9 protein-coding genes are annotated in these 15,485 nt (G+C 62.3%); 2 read left to right on the top strand and 7 right to left on the bottom strand.

Features of this window, described 5'->3' with window-relative positions; all coding sequences use genetic code 11:
• Positions 1 to 167: 167 nt before the first annotated feature.
• The 7 genes from tuf to PY310_RS00675 form a co-directional block, all read right to left on the bottom strand.
• On the bottom strand, positions 168 to 1,358 hold the full coding sequence (gene tuf / locus PY310_RS00705; RefSeq protein ID WP_275212239.1) for an elongation factor Tu: 1,191 nt from the start codon (positions 1,356 to 1,358) through the stop codon (positions 168 to 170).
• 262 nt (positions 1,359 to 1,620) lie between these two features.
• Positions 1,621 to 3,735, bottom strand: a complete 2,115-nt coding sequence (gene fusA, locus PY310_RS00700; protein WP_275212238.1) for an elongation factor G — start codon at positions 3,733 to 3,735, stop codon at positions 1,621 to 1,623.
• Positions 3,736 to 3,804: 69 nt separating this feature from the next.
• Complete coding sequence (gene rpsG / locus PY310_RS00695; RefSeq protein ID WP_011692813.1) at positions 3,805 to 4,275, bottom strand: 30S ribosomal protein S7; 471 nt, start codon at positions 4,273 to 4,275, stop codon at positions 3,805 to 3,807.
• Between the two features lies 1 nt (position 4,276).
• Positions 4,277 to 4,651 carry a 30S ribosomal protein S12 gene (gene rpsL, locus PY310_RS00690; protein ID WP_011692814.1) on the bottom strand — a complete coding sequence of 125 codons (375 nt, stop codon included), beginning with the start codon at positions 4,649 to 4,651 and terminating at the stop codon, positions 4,277 to 4,279.
• A gap of 423 nt (positions 4,652 to 5,074) precedes the next feature.
• On the bottom strand, positions 5,075 to 8,974 hold the full coding sequence (locus PY310_RS00685) for a DNA-directed RNA polymerase subunit beta' (protein ID WP_275212237.1): 3,900 nt from the start codon (positions 8,972 to 8,974) through the stop codon (positions 5,075 to 5,077).
• A gap of 121 nt (positions 8,975 to 9,095) precedes the next feature.
• Entirely contained in the window at positions 9,096 to 12,605 is a 3,510-nt protein-coding gene (gene rpoB / locus PY310_RS00680; RefSeq protein WP_275212236.1) for a DNA-directed RNA polymerase subunit beta, read from the bottom strand.
• A gap of 316 nt (positions 12,606 to 12,921) precedes the next feature.
• Entirely contained in the window at positions 12,922 to 13,398 is a 477-nt protein-coding gene (locus PY310_RS00675) for a hypothetical protein (protein ID WP_275212235.1), read from the bottom strand.
• A gap of 247 nt (positions 13,399 to 13,645) precedes the next feature.
• Between PY310_RS00675 and PY310_RS00670 the strand changes: the two genes are divergently transcribed.
• On the top strand, positions 13,646 to 14,845 hold the full coding sequence (locus PY310_RS00670; RefSeq protein WP_275212234.1) for an acetyl-CoA C-acetyltransferase: 1,200 nt from the start codon (positions 13,646 to 13,648) through the stop codon (positions 14,843 to 14,845).
• 15 nt (positions 14,846 to 14,860) lie between these two features.
• Positions 14,861 to 15,364 (top strand): aminoacyl-tRNA deacylase, encoded by a 504-nt coding sequence (locus PY310_RS00665; protein ID WP_275212233.1) that lies wholly within the window; start codon positions 14,861 to 14,863, stop codon positions 15,362 to 15,364.
• Positions 15,365 to 15,485 lie beyond the last annotated feature (121 nt).

Here is a 15,485-nt window from a genome sequence, read left to right as displayed (position 1 = left end):
ACAACCCGTCCGACACAGTAATACCTCCAGCGCAGACCACAGCCCATTAATCCAATGACTGGATTAATGATAGCAAACAACAGCCCCGCCGCGTAGAGACGCAGCGGGGCTGTTGATAAGTCTTAGCGGACCGTCCAGCGGGCCGCCAACACTAGGTCAGCAAGTAATTACTTGATGATCTTGGTAACGCGTCCTGAACCAACGGTGCGGCCGCCTTCGCGGATAGCGAAGCCGAGGCCCTCTTCCATGGCGATGGGCTGGATGAGCGCAACGGTCATCTCAGTGTTGTCGCCAGGCATAACCATTTCCGTGCCCTCGGGCAGGGTGATAACGCCGGTTACGTCCGTGGTGCGGAAGTAGAACTGCGGGCGGTAGTTGGAGTAGAACGGGTTGTGACGTCCGCCTTCGTCCTTGGAAAGGATGTAGACGTTGGCCTCGAAGTCGGTGTGCGGGGTGATGGAACCCGGCTTGACGACAACCTGGCCACGCTCTACGTCATCACGCTTCAGACCGCGGAGCAGGAGGCCGCAGTTCTCGCCGGCCCATGCTTCGTCGAGCTGCTTGTGGAACATCTCGATACCGGTAACCGTGGTCTTCTGGACCGGGCGGATGCCGACGATCTCGACCTCAGAGTTGATGGCGAGGGTTCCACGCTCGGCGCGGCCCGTTACAACGGTGCCACGGCCGGTGATCGTGAAGACGTCTTCGATCGGCATCAGGAACGGCTTGTCGCGGTCGCGGATGGGGTCCGGAACAGAGTTGTCCACGGCCTCCATGAGGTCCTCAACAGACTTGACCCACTCGGGGTCGCCTTCCAGAGCCTTGAGGCCGGAAACGCGAACAACCGGTGCTTCGTCGCCATCGAAGCCCTGCGAGCTCAGGAGCTCACGAACTTCCATTTCAACGAGGTCCAGCAGTTCCTCATCGTCAACCATGTCCGACTTGTTCAGCGCGACCAGCAGGTAGGGAACGCCAACCTGGCGGGCGAGCAGAACGTGCTCGCGGGTCTGTGCCATCGGGCCGTCAGTGGCGGCAACCACGAGGATTGCACCGTCCATCTGCGCAGCACCGGTGATCATGTTCTTGATGTAGTCAGCGTGACCCGGAGCGTCTACGTGTGCGTAGTGGCGCTTCTCGGTCTGGTACTCAACGTGGGAGATGTTGATGGTAATGCCGCGCTGACGCTCTTCGGGAGCAGAGTCAATGGACGCGAAGTCACGCTTCTCGTTGAGAGTCGGGTACTTGTCGTACAGCACCTTGGAAATGGCGGCCGTCAACGTCGTCTTACCGTGGTCAACGTGACCAATGGTGCCGATGTTAACGTGCGGCTTAGTCCGCTCGAACTTTGCCTTTGCCACAGGTTCCTCCTAGAACGTTTTCAAATGACTTACCCTTCAACCGCGCTTATCGCGGCAGAAACTCAGGTAAGTCTACTTGGGGGGCTTTGGATTGGTGAAATTGCAGATTCAGGAACTAATACTAGTGCCTAGAGCCTGTTCGTGCAGATGGCCGCAACCCGGCTGGACCGGACTGCATCCGGCCGTGTTCCGGCCATCTGCACCAGGCGAGCCTCCGTCTAGCGGAAGCACACCCGAGTTTGTCGCTGTGAAAGTCCGAAGACTATTCGCCGCGGGTCTTCTGGATGATCTCGTCGGCAACTGCCTTCGGGACCTCGGCGTAGCTGTTGAAGGTCATGGAGTACACAGCGCGGCCCTGGGTCTTCGAACGCAGGTCACCGATGTATCCGAACATGCCGGACAGCGGGACGTGCGCACGGATGACCTTGACACCCTGTGCATCTTCCATGGACTGCATCTGGCCACGGCGTGAGTTGATGTCGCCGATAACTTCACCCATGTATTCCTCAGGGGTGCGGACTTCGACATCCATCAGCGGTTCAAGCAGGACAGGGTTCGCCTTGCGTGCGGCTTCCTTGAAAGCCATACGGCCGGCGATCTTGAACGCCATTTCCGAGGAGTCAACATCGTGGTAGGCGCCGTCAATCAGCGTTGCCTTGATGCCAACAACCGGGTAACCGGCCAGGACGCCGTCGTTCAGCGCATCCTGGATACCCGCATCAACGGACGGGATGTATTCGCGCGGAACGCGGCCACCGGTGACCTTGTTCTCAAACGCGTACAGCTCGCCGTCGGCAGTGTCCATCGGCTCGATCGCGATCTGGATCTTTGCGAACTGACCCGAACCACCGGTCTGCTTCTTGTGCGTGTAGTCGTGACGCTCTACAGCACGCTTGATGGTTTCGCGGTAAGCAACCTGCGGCTTGCCGACGTTTGCCTCGACCTTGAATTCGCGGCGCATGCGGTCCACCAGGATGTCCAGGTGAAGCTCGCCCATGCCGGCGATGATGGTCTGACCGGTGTCTTCGTTGAGGGAGACCTGGAAGGTCGGGTCCTCAGCGGAGAGCTTCTGGATGGCCGTGGAGAGCTTCTCCTGGTCACCCTTGGTGTTCGGCTCGATGGCAACCGAGATCACGGGCTCCGGGAAGCTCATGGACTCGAGGACGATCTGGTTGGCGGAATCACACAGGGTGTCACCCGTGGTGGTGTCCTTCAGACCGATCGCTGCGTAGATGTGGCCGGCGGTAGCGCCCTCGACGGGCATTTCCTTGTTGGCGTGCATCTGGAACAGCTTGCCGATGCGCTCCTTCTTGCCCTTGGTGGAGTTGACCACCTGGGCGCCTGCTTCCACGTGACCGGAGTACACGCGGATGAAGGTGAGCTGGCCGAAGAACGGGTGCGCGGCAATCTTGAACGCCAGAGCCGAGAACGGCTCATCAGCAGACGGCTTACGGGTCAGTTCCTTCTCTTCGTCCCGGGGATCGTGACCGACCATCGGGGGGACGTCGAGCGGGTTCGGCAGGTAGTCGATGACAGCATCGAGCATCGGCTGAACGCCACGGTTCTTGAACGCGGAGCCACAGAAGACCGGGTAGAGCTCAGAGTTGATGGTCATCTTGCGGATGCCGGCCTTGAGCTCGTCGACGGAAATTTCTTCGCCTTCGAGGTACTTCTCCATGAGCTCTTCGGAGGACTCCGCAACGGCCTCAATGAGGTGTGCGCGGTACTCTTCAGCCTTTTCCTTGAGGTCAGCCGGGATCTCCTGGATCTCGTACTTGGCACCCATGGTGACGTCACCCTTGGAGTCGCCGGGCCAGACCAGTGCACGCATGTACAGCAGGTCTACGACGCCGATGAAGTCGTTCTCGGCACCGATGGGCAGCTGCATAACCAGCGGCTTGGCGCCGAGGCGGCTGATGATGGTGTCTACGGTGAAGTAGAAGTCAGCGCCGAGCTTGTCCATCTTGTTGACGAAGCAGATGCGCGGAACGTTGTACTTGTCAGCCTGGCGCCAAACGGTCTCAGACTGCGGCTCAACGCCTTCCTTGCCATCAAAAACGGCGACAGCACCATCGAGGACGCGCAGTGAGCGCTCAACCTCAACGGTGAAGTCAACGTGACCCGGGGTGTCAATGATGTTGATCTGGTTGTTTTCCCAGAAGCAGGTCACGGCGGCAGACGTGATGGTGATGCCGCGTTCCTTTTCCTGTTCCATCCAGTCGGTGGTCGAAGCGCCGTCGTGCGTTTCGCCAATCTTGTGGTTCACACCCGTGTAAAACAGGATGCGCTCGGTGGTGGTGGTCTTGCCGGCATCAATGTGGGCCATGATGCCGATGTTGCGGACCTTACTAAGGTCGGTAAGCACGTCCTGTGCCACGGTGTCTCCCTTTCGGATGGACTGCACGTTCGCCGCCGGCTCAGCTGAGCCGGCGGCGTCCGGGAAGTATTACCAGCGGTAGTGTGCGAAGGCCTTGTTGGACTCGGCCATCTTGTGGGTGTCTTCGCGACGCTTCACAGCGGCACCGAGACCGTTGGAGGCATCCAGGATTTCGTTCTGGAGGCGCTCGGTCATGGTCTTTTCGCGGCGGGCCTTGGAGTAGCCAACCAGCCAGCGCAGGGCGAGGGCGGTCGAGCGACCCGGCTTGACCTCAACCGGAACCTGGTAGGTTGCGCCACCAACGCGGCGTGAGCGGACCTCGAGGGAAGGCTTGACGTTCTCCATGGCCTTCTTGAGGGCTGCTACGGGGTCGCCGCCGGACTTGGCGCGGGCGCCTTCGAGGGCACCGTAAACGATGCGCTCTGCGGTGGACTTCTTGCCGTCAACCAGCACCTTGTTGATCAGCTGGGTGACCAACGGGGAGCCGTAAACGGGATCTAGTACGAGCGGCCGCTTCGGGGCCGGACCCTTGCGAGGCATATTACTTCTTCTCCATCTTTGCGCCGTAGCGGCTGCGTGCCTGCTTACGGTTCTTCACACCCTGGGTATCGAGGGCGCCACGGACGATCTTGTAGCGGACACCCGGAAGGTCCTTAACACGACCGCCGCGAACGAGCACAATGGAGTGCTCCTGCAGGTTGTGGCCTACACCGGGGATGTAAGCAGTAACTTCAACGCCACCGTTGAGGCGCACACGTGCAACCTTACGCAGAGCCGAGTTCGGCTTCTTGGGGGTGGTGGTGTAAACGCGGGTGCAAACACCGCGGCGCATCGGGCTGCCGTTAAGGGCAGGAGCCTTGGTCTTTTTGACCTTAGGCGTGCGGCCCTTGCGGACCAGCTGGTTAATCGTAGGCACTCTCGTGTTCTCCGTTGGTTTGATCTCTACCGGCACATTCAGGCGTCAGCCGTCTCTGCATCGGTTTTGGCGTTGTCCCTGCAGCCTCGGTGTCTTGAAACGTACCTAGGCGTGCAAAAGAGTGGCATTCGTCGCGCACCTAGCCCGCAACCCGGAAACAAGCTCACACCCAGCATCATGAGAACAAAACCAAAATGATGCTGCGGCGGCCTTCATCCACTGCCACACAGAACAATTACCAAAATTCTAGCACGGCTTGCTCCTGAGCCTTAATCGGGTGTATGGAGGACGACGGCGGAAGCCGGGTGCCGACGTCGTCCGCCCCTAAAGAGGAGCGCACGGCTTAAACAGCAACGCGGGGTCACTTTGAGCCCAATCCGAGGTGTGGATCGGGCCGTAAGTGACCCCGCGTTGCTTTAGCGGCTAGCGGAAATCGTTGCCGAGGTCGTAGTCATCCAGCGGGATGGCGTGGAACTCAGGAGCTCCGTCGCCGCCCAGGGAGTCGTACGAGAAGTCACTGAATGCGCTGGGGCCGGTGAACAGGTTGGCCTTTGCTTCTTCAGTGGGCTCCACGGTGACCTCGGTGTAGCGCGGGAGACCCGTGCCGGCCGGGATCAGCTTACCGATGATGACGTTCTCCTTGAGGCCGAGCAGCGGATCGCTCTTGCCTTCCATGGCCGCCTGCGTCAGGACGCGGGTGGTTTCCTGGAAGGAAGCTGCGGACAGCCAGGACTCGGTGGCCAGGGACGCCTTGGTGATGCCCATGAGCTCGGGACGGCCGGAAGCCGGCGCCTTGCCCTCGGACACAACGCGGCGGTTGGCCTCCTCGAAGCGGCTGCGCTCGGCGAGCTCGCCGGGCAGCAGATCCGATTCACCGGACTCAATGACCGTGACGCGGCGCAGCATCTGGCGGACGATAACCTCGACGTGCTTGTCGTGGATACCGATGCCCTGGCTGCGGTACACGCCCTGGACCTCGTCCACCAGGAACTTCTGCGCGGCACGGGGACCCATGATGCGCAGAACCTGCTTGGGATCGACCGGGCCGTTGATGAGCTTCTGGCCTACCGTGACGTGCTCGCCGTCCTCAATGAGGAGGCGTGAACGGCGCAGTACCGGGTACGCGATCTCTTCAGATCCGTCATCCGGGGTGATGACCAGGCGCATCTGGCGCTCGGACTCTTCGATGGCGATGCGGCCGGCTGCTTCAGCAATCGGTGCGACACCCTTCGGAGTACGGGCTTCGAAGAGCTCCTGGATACGGGGCAGACCCTGGGTGATGTCGTCGCCACCGCTGGCGGAAACAGCACCACCGGTGTGGAACGTACGCATGGTCAGCTGGGTACCGGGCTCACCGATGGACTGGGCCGCGATGATGCCAACGGCCTCACCGATGTCCACGGTCTTGCCGGTGGCCAGTGAACGGCCGTAGCACAGGGCGCAGGTGCCGACGCTGGACTCACAAGTGAGTACGGAGCGGACCTTGACCTCGGTGATGCCGGCTGCGAACAGTTCGGCGATAACGACGTCGCCGCAGTCGGTGCCGCCGGCTGCAAGGACGTTGCCCTTGGAGTCCACAACATCGACAGCGAGCGTACGGGCGTAGGCGCTGTTCTCGACGTTCTCGTCCAGGACCAGCTCGCCGTTGGCGTCCGGCACGGCAATCGGCGTGACGAGGCCGCGTTCGGTGCCGCAGTCCTCTTCACGGACGATGACGTCCTGCGAAACGTCCACCAGACGGCGGGTCAGGTAGCCCGAGTTGGCGGTACGCAGCGCGGTGTCAGCCAGACCCTTACGGGCACCGTGCGTGGCGATGAAGTATTCCAGCACCGACAGGCCCTCGCGGTAGGAGGACTTGATGGGACGCGGGATGATTTCACCCTTAGGGTTGGCCACCAGGCCACGGATACCCGCGATCTGACGGACCTGCATCCAGTTACCACGGGCACCGGAGGACACCATGCGGTTGATGGTGTTCATCGGGGACAGGCTGTCACGCATTGCCTGGGCGATTTCGTTCGTTGCCTTGTTCCAGATCTCGATCAGTTCCTGGCGACGCTCGTCGTCATCGATCAGGCCCTTGTCGTACTGGCCCTGGATCTTGGCGGCCATGGTTTCGTAGCCGGCAAGGATCTGCGGCTTGTCCTTGGGCACCTCAATGTCCGAGATGGCGACGGTAACGCCCGAGCGGGTGGCCCAGTAGAAACCGGCGTCCTTCAGGTTGTCCAGCGTTGCCGCCGTGATGACCTTCGGGTAGCGCTCGGCGAGATCGTTGACGATCGTGGACAGTTCGCCCTTGTCCGCAACGTTCTCAACCCAGGGGTAGTCCTCGGGCAGGGTCTGGTTGAAGATGACCTGGCCCAGGGAGGTCTGGACGAGCACCGGCTGGCCGGGCTCCCAGCCTTCCGGAGCTTCCCAGCCCGCGTACGGAACGAAGCCTTCGAGGCGGATCTTGACCTGCGAGTTCAGGTGCAGCTCGCGGAGGTCGTAGGCCATGATGGCTTCGGCAACCGAGGAGAAGACGCGGCCTTCGCCAGCTGAACCGACACGCTTGGTGGTCAGGTGGTAGAGACCGATGATCATATCCTGCGAGGGCAGGGTGACCGGACGGCCGTCGGACGGCTTCAGGATGTTGTTCGAGGACAGCATCAGGATGCGCGCCTCAGCCTGGGCTTCCGGGCTCAGCGGCAGGTGCACTGCCATCTGGTCGCCATCGAAGTCAGCGTTGAAGGCGCCACAGACCAGCGGGTGAAGCTGGATTGCCTTACCTTCAACAAGCTGCGGTTCGAACGCCTGGATGCCGAGGCGGTGCAGGGTAGGTGCACGGTTGAGCAGCACCGGGTGTTCGGTGATGATCTCTTCGAGCACGTCCCAGACCTGCGGACGGTAACGCTCCACCATGCGCTTGGCCGACTTGATGTTCTGGGCGTGGTTGAGGTCAACCAGGCGCTTCATCACGAACGGCTTGAAGAGCTCCAGCGCCATCTGCTTGGGCAGACCGCACTGGTGCAGCTTCAGCTGCGGGCCGACCACGATGACCGAACGGCCCGAGTAGTCCACGCGCTTGCCGAGGAGGTTCTGGCGGAAACGGCCCTGCTTGCCCTTGAGCATGTCGCTCAGGGACTTCAGCGGACGGTTGCCCGGTCCGGTGACCGGACGGCCGCGGCGGCCGTTGTCGAAGAGGCTGTCAACAGCTTCCTGAAGCATGCGCTTCTCGTTGTTGACGATGATCTCCGGCGCGCCGAGGTCAAGCAGGCGCTTGAGGCGGTTGTTGCGGTTGATCACGCGACGGTAGAGGTCGTTGAGGTCGGAGGTCGCAAAGCGGCCACCGTCCAGCTGGACCATCGGGCGCAGTTCCGGCGGGATCACCGGGACGGCGTCGAGAACCATGCCCAGCGGGCTGTTGTTGGTGGTCAGGAACGCGTTGACCACCTTCAGGCGCTTCAGGGCGCGGGTCTTGCGCTGGCCCTTGCCGTTGGCGATGATGTCGCGCAGCAGGTCCGACTCGGCCTGCATGTCGAAGTTCTCAAGACGCTTCTTGATGGCTTCGGCACCCATGGAGCCTTCGAAGTACATGCCGTAGCGGTCGCGCAGTTCGCGGTAGAGGCCCTCGTCGCCTTCGAGGTCAGCGACCTTCAGGTTCTTGAAGCGGTCCCAGACCTGCTCGAGGCGCTCGATTTCGGCGTCGGCGCGCTTGCGCACGTTCGCCATCTGGCGGTCGGCGGAGTCGCGGGCCTTCTTCTTGTCGGCAGCCTTGGCACCTTCACCTTCGAGGCGCGCGATCTCGTTTTCGAGGTCGCGGGCGATCGTGGCGATATCGGAGTCGCGGTTGTCGATCAGCTGCTTCTTCTCGATGTCGTGCTCAACCTGGAGGTTGGGCAGTTCCTCGTGACGGGCGTCAGCGTCAACGCTGGTGATCATGTAGGCAGCGAAGTAGATGACCTTTTCGAGGTCCTTCGGTGCCAGGTCAAGGAGGTAGCCCAGACGGGACGGAACACCCTTGAAGTACCAGATGTGCGTGACGGGGGCGGCCAGCTCGATGTGGCCCATGCGCTCACGGCGGACCTTTGCGCGGGTGACTTCAACGCCACACCGCTCGCAGATGATGCCCTTGAAGCGCACGCGCTTGTACTTACCGCAGTAGCATTCCCAGTCGCGCGACGGGCCGAAGATCTTCTCGCAGAAGAGGCCGTCCTTCTCGGGCTTGAGCGTGCGGTAGTTGATGGTTTCCGGCTTCTTAACCTCGCCGTAAGACCAGCCACGGATGTCATCCGCGGTGGCGAGGCCGATCTGCATGAGGCCGAAGGAGGATTCGCTGGACATATGGTCCCTGTTCTCTCTTGTTCTCTAAATTCTGAAGTCTTGGGTGCGGGAGGAGGGAGGTGGTGCACCGGGAAAAGTCAGCGCGGCGGGGCCGCTTGCTTTTCCCGGTACCCTCACCTAACTAGACCTCTTCTACGGAACTGGGCTCTGCACGAGACAGATCGATGCCCAGTTCTTCCGCAGCCGTGAAGACTGCGTCATCAGAGTCACGCATTTCAATTGTGGTTCCGTCCGTGGAAAGCACTTCCACGTTCAGGCACAGCGACTGCATTTCCTTGATCAAGACCTTGAAGGACTCAGGAACGCCCGGTTCGGGGATGTTCTCGCCCTTGACGATCGCTTCGTAGACCTTCACACGACCGTGGATATCATCCGACTTGATCGTGAGGAGCTCCTGGAGCGTGTAGGCGGCGCCGTAAGCTTCGAGCGCCCACACTTCCATTTCACCGAAGCGCTGGCCACCGAACTGTGCCTTACCACCCAGCGGCTGCTGCGTGATCATGGAGTACGGGCCGGTGGAGCGCGCGTGGATCTTGTCGTCCACCAGGTGGTGGAGCTTCAGGATGTACATGTAGCCGACCGAGATCGGATCCGGGAACGGCTCGCCGGAGCGGCCGTCGAACAAGCGGGTCTTGCCTGAGGAGTTGATCAGGCGGTCGCCGTCGCGGGTCACGTTGGTGGAGTCCAGCAGGCCGGTGATTTCCTCTTCACGGGCGCCGTCGAACACCGGCGTTGCAACAGTGGTCTGGCCACTCTCGCGCGGCAGGTTCGGCAGCTGCTTGACCCACTCGGGCTCGCCCTCGATCTTCCAACCGGTCTTGGCAACCCAGCCGAGGTGCGTTTCGAGCACCTGGCCGACGTTCATACGGCCCGGAACACCCAGCGGGTTCAGGACAATATCAACGGGGGTACCGTCGGCAAGGAAGGGCATGTCCTCGATCGGGAGGATCTTGGAGATGACGCCCTTGTTGCCGTGACGGCCGGCGAGCTTGTCGCCGTCGGTGATCTTGCGCTTGGCAGCCACGTAAACGCGGACCAGCTGGTTCACGCCCGGGGGCAGCTCGTCGTCGTTGTCGCGGTCGAAGACGCGGACACCGATGACGGTGCCGGACTCGCCGTGCGGAACCTTCAGGGAGGTGTCGCGCACTTCGCGGGACTTCTCACCGAAGATGGCGCGCAGCAGGCGCTCTTCCGGGGTCAGCTCGGTTTCACCCTTCGGGGTGACCTTTCCGACCAGGATGTCGCCGGCTTCAACCTCGGCACCGATGTGGATGATGCCGCGCTCGTCCAGGCCCGCCAGGACTTCCTCGGACACGTTGGGGATGTCACGGGTGATTTCCTCGGCACCAAGCTTGGTGTCGCGGGCATCGATCTCGTGCTCCTCGATGTGGATGGAGGAAAGAACGTCCTCGGCAACAATGCGCTGCGAGAGGATGATGGCGTCCTCGAAGTTGTGGCCTTCCCATGACATGAACGCCACGAGCAGGTTCTTACCCAGTGCGAGTTCGCCCTGGTCCGTTGCCGGGCCGTCGGCGATGATGCCGCCAACTTCCAGGCGCTGGCCTTCGTTGACCAGGACGCGGTTGTTGTAGCAGTTGCCCTGGTTGGAGCGTGCGAACTTGTTGATGCGGTAGTTCGTTTCCGTACCGTCGTCGTTGAGCATGATGACCAGCTCAGCGGAGACCTCGGTAACCACACCTGCCTTCTTCGCGATGGTGACGTCACCGGCGTCGACAGCGGCTGCACGTTCCATGCCGGTACCCACAAACGGGGCCTCGGAACGGACCAGCGGCACGGCCTGGCGCTGCATGTTGGCACCCATGAGTGCGCGGTTGGCATCGTCATGCTCGAGGAACGGGATCAGGGCCGTAGCCACGGACACCATCTGGCGCGGGGAAACGTCCATGAACTCGACCTCGGCGGCGGGAACCAGCACGGGCTCGCCTCCACCACCACGGGCGCGGACCAGGACGGTCTCTTCGGCAAACTTCTTGTTCTCGTCCAGCGGAGCGTTGGCCTGTGCGATCAGGACCTCTGCTTCGTCGTCGGCCGTGAGGTACTGGACCTCATCGGAGACAACGCCTTCGGAAACGAGGCGGTAAGGAGTCTCGATGAAACCGAACGGGTTGATGCGGCCGTAGGATGCCAGCGAACCGATCAGGCCAATGTTCGGGCCTTCAGGGGTTTCGATGGGGCACATACGTCCGTAGTGGGACGGGTGAACGTCTCGAACTTCCATGCCTGCGCGGTCACGGGACAGACCACCCGGGCCAAGCGCGGACAGACGGCGCTTGTGGGTCAAACCCGAAAGCGGGTTGTTCTGGTCCATGAACTGCGACAGCTGGGAGGTTCCGAAGAACTCCTTGATGGCTGCGACAACCGGGCGGATGTTGATCAGGGTCTGCGGCGTAATCGCTTCGACGTCCTGGGTGGTCATACGCTCGCGGACAACGCGCTCCATACGGGACAGGCCGGTGCGGACCTGGTTCTCGATGAGCTCGCCGACGGCGCGGATACGGCGGTTGCCGAAGTGGTCGATGTCATCGATCTCGACGCGCAGCTCGTGGTCCTGGCCGTCGCGCTTGCCCGTGAGGGTCTTCTCGCCGGCGTGCAGGGCAACCAGGAACTTGATCATGGCCACGATGTCTTCAACGTGCAGGACCGAAGCTTCCTTGTCACCAAGGGAGCGGTCGATGCCAAGCTTGCGGTTGATCTTGTAGCGACCAACCTTGGCCAGATCGTAGCGCTTGGAGTTGAAGTACAGGTTGTCCAGCAGGGACTGGGCAGCCTCGACTGTGGGCGGCTCGCCCGGTCGCAGCTTCCTGTAGATGTCCAGCAACGCGTCTTCGCGGGTTTCGGTGGCATCCTTCTCCAGCGTTGCACGCATGGAGTCGTACTGGCCGAACTCTTCGAGGATCTGGCCTTCGGTCCAGCCGAGGGCCTTCAGCAGAACGGTGACCGACTGCTTGCGCTTGCGGTCGAGGCGGACGCCGACCTGATCGCGCTTGTCGATTTCGAGTTCAAACCATGCGCCGCGGGACGGGATGATCTTGGCAGTGAAGATGTCCTTGTCACTGGTCTTGTCAGCGGTACGCTCAAAGTAAGCGCCCGGTGAACGGACCAACTGGGAGACGACCACACGCTCGGTGCCGTTGACGACGAAGGTGCCCTTCTCGGTCATCAGCGGGAAGTCGCCCATGAACACGGTCTGCTGCTTGATTTCGCCCGTGTTGTTGTTCATGAACTCGGCCTTGACGTACAGCGGAGCCGAGTAAGTTGCGTCCCGGTCCTTGCACTCGGCCATGGTGTACTTGGGATCAGCGAACTCCGGATCGGAGAAGCTCAGGGACATGGTGCCCTGGAAGTCCTCGATCGGTGAGATCTCTTCGAAGATGTCCGACAGTCCGGACGAGGTGGCGACGCTGAGGTCGTTTTCTTCGACGGCTTTCGCTACGCGTGCCTGCCAGCGTTCGTTTCCGACCAGCCAGTCGAAGCTGTCCGTCTGCAGGGCAAGGAGATTCGGAACGTCAAGCGGTTCGTGAATCTTTGCGAATGAGAGCCGGCGAGTGGCACCATCAGTGCTGTCGGCGGTGTTAGCGGTTTGGTTATTAGAGGTGCTCGAGGCGACCAAGAGGGATCCTTCCACAGACCTTCAGGCGTTTTCAGATCTCCCCCGCTGTGCACCCTGCGAAATGACTCCGCAGTGCTACCATCCGGTTCCGCTATATGACCCGGGGCCGGGGCCGACCATACAATGACGTTGTTGACGGCACGTTGATGGTCAGCTGCCAGGCAAAGCCCACCGCTATATGAAGGCTGAAGGTAAACAGGGAAGACGCAAATATCTACGATACGGCAAAACCAATTACGTGTCTACCCCACAACCGCATGTTTTGCAAGCACCGATTTTTTCGGCGCAAACACGGCAGCTTTCGTGCAACTCCGAGTCAGAGGGTCAGCGTCACGCCCTGGGCCGTGCAGGCTTCGGCATTCGCAAAAACCGCGTCCCGCACGGCATCCTTGGTTGCCTGGTCCGGCTCGCCGCCCTTCTCGACGACGGAGGAATGGCTGATCGCCATGGCAGCCAGCGAGGAAAACAGTGCCCTCAGGTTCCCCGTATACGCGGTCCTTGCTTTCGCTGCCTTGGTGTAAATGTCTTCGTAGGCGTTGGAGGTCGGCTCGCTCGCCCGGTACTCGGCGAAGAGCGAATTGAACTGCTCGCAGCCTTCCTTGACCTGCGCAGCCTGGGGCGTGGCGGCACCTGTGCTGCCCGTGGAGCGCGACGGCGTTGCCTGGGCGGGTGCGGAGCTGGAGGTCACTGCGGTGGTCGGCGAAGCGGAGCCCTCCGGAGCAGGAGCGGTAACGCTGCAGGCCGTGAGGCCGGCAAGGCAGACGACAGCCGCTGCGGCGAGGATGTGCTTCAAGATTTTGCTCCCTGTTGTTGCGTTGCCCGAGGCCATTGCGTGGCACGAGGCTTTGCCTCCGCCGTCCACCCTACGCATCGTGGCGGGAGGCTGCACGTCAGGCAGATGGGCAGTTCTCCCCACGCCTCTCCCCACGCCGCGGAATCCCGGCGGCCTTTTCTGCGTTTTGATTAACGTGTGAGGAGGCTCACGATAGCCTTGGCCTATACGGTACGGGCTTACACGTTAGAGAGCGGAAGAGATCATAATGGGCAACTCCATGAACAACACTGACGTTGTTATCCTGGCGGCAGCGCGGACCCCGCAGGGCCGCCTGAACGGGCAGCTGGCCAGCTTTACCGCCGTCGAACTCGGCGCACATGCCATCAAGGCCGCGCTCACGGCGAGCGGTGTGGACGCGGGCAAAGTGGACGCGGTCATCATGGGCCAGGTGCTGCAGGCCGGTGCAGGTCAGAACGCGGCACGGCAGAGCGCCATTGGTGCCGGCATCGGCTGGAACGTCCCGAGCGTCACCATCAACAAGGTGTGCCTGTCCGGGCTGACCGCGGTGATCGACGCCGCCCGCATGATCCGCAGCGGTGACGCAACGGTAGTGGTGGCGGGCGGCCAGGAATCCATGACCCGGGCACCCCATCTGCTGCCCGGTTCCCGCCAAGGCTGGACGTACGGCGCCATCCAGGCCTTGGACGCTGCCGCCCACGACGGCCTGACGGACGCCTTCGACGGCCAGTCCATGGGTCTGTCCACCGAGACCAAAAACCTGACCCTCGGCATCAGCCGGACTTCGCAGGACGACGTGGCGGCACAATCCCATCAGCGTGCCGCTCTGGCTGCGAAGAACGGCGTTTTCGACGACGAGATAGCGCCCATCAGCGTCAAGCAGCGCAAGGGTGACCCCCTGGTTGTGGCCACGGACGAAGGCGTCCGGCCCAACACGTCCATCGAGACGCTCGCCGGCCTGCGGGCGGCCTTCGTCACGGACGGGACCATCACCGCCGGAAACTCCTCTCCCCTATCCGACGGCGCCGCGGCCCTGGTGCTTACATCACGACAGTTCGCCGAGGACAACGGGCTCGAATACCTGGCCGTGGTGGGCAAGCCGGGCCAGGTGGCGGGCCCTGACAACTCCCTGCATTCCCAGCCGTCAAACGCGATCAAGAGTGCCCTCGAGCGGGCCGGTTGGACCACCAAGGACCTGGACTTCATCGAGATCAACGAAGCGTTCGGGTCGGTGGCGGTGCAGTCCCTGAAAGACCTGGAGTACCCCCTGGACCAGTGCAACATCCACGGCGGCGCCATCGCCCTGGGCCACCCCATCGGAGCGTCCGGCGCAAGGCTGGCCCTGCATGCGGCGCATGAACTGAAGCGGCGCGGCCGCGGCAAGGCCGCCGTGTCCCTCTGCGGCGGCGGCGGCCAGGGCGAAGCCCTCCTGCTGTACCGCGACTAAGGCTGGGCGGGACCAGTGGCAGGGCAACTCGAAAGCGGGAGCGCCGCCGTCGGACGTCAGCGCTTCCTGGCAGACGCCGCGGCGCGCGGTGTGGACGTCCGCATCGTGGAGCGGATGGCGGCCCGCAGCCTGGAGGAGGCGGCCGGGATTCTGGGCATCACCCCGGCCGACATCGTGAAGTCGCTGGTGGTCAAACACAAGGACGGCACGTTCCTGTTTGCGCTGATTCCGGGCGACCGGCAGATCTCCTGGCCCAAACTGCGGGCGCTGGTGGGCGTGAACAAGTTGTCGCTGCCGGCCGCGGATGTGGCCCTGGACGCCACGGGGTACGAGCGCGGCACCATCACGCCGCTCGGCAGCACCACGGCCTGGCCTGTCTACGCGGACGCGACCATCACGGGCCGGCGGATCTCCATGGGCGCCGGGGAACACGGCTACAGCGCCTTCGTTGAAGCCGACCAGCTTACCGCCGCCCTGGGCGCCGTCGTCGCCGATATTTCGGATCCCAACCCCATGTAGGTAGCGCGAACTGTCGTTTTGAGCGCTCAAAACGACAGTTCGCGCTACCCAGTTGGGCTCAGACGCAGGAAAACCCCGCCCAACTGGCTGGCAGTGGGGCGGGGTTTTCCGTGAAGCAGCG

It is taken from the genome of Pseudarthrobacter naphthalenicus (genome assembly GCF_029076445.1).
Lineage (GTDB): Bacteria > Actinomycetota > Actinomycetes > Actinomycetales > Micrococcaceae > Arthrobacter > Arthrobacter naphthalenicus.
This window is presented reverse-complemented; position numbering and strand designations above follow the sequence as displayed.

What these genes read in the sequence shown, in the direction of transcription:
- rpsG (WP_011692813.1), bottom strand. Translation starts at nt 4,275, where the DNA reads ATGCCTCGCAAGGGTCCGGCCCCGAAGCGGCCGCTCGTACTAGATCCC.
- PY310_RS00685 (WP_275212237.1), bottom strand. Translation starts at nt 8,974, where the DNA reads ATGTCCAGCGAATCCTCCTTCGGCCTCATGCAGATCGGCCTCGCCACC.
- PY310_RS00670 (WP_275212234.1), top strand. Translation starts at nt 13,646, where the DNA reads ATGGGCAACTCCATGAACAACACTGACGTTGTTATCCTGGCGGCAGCG.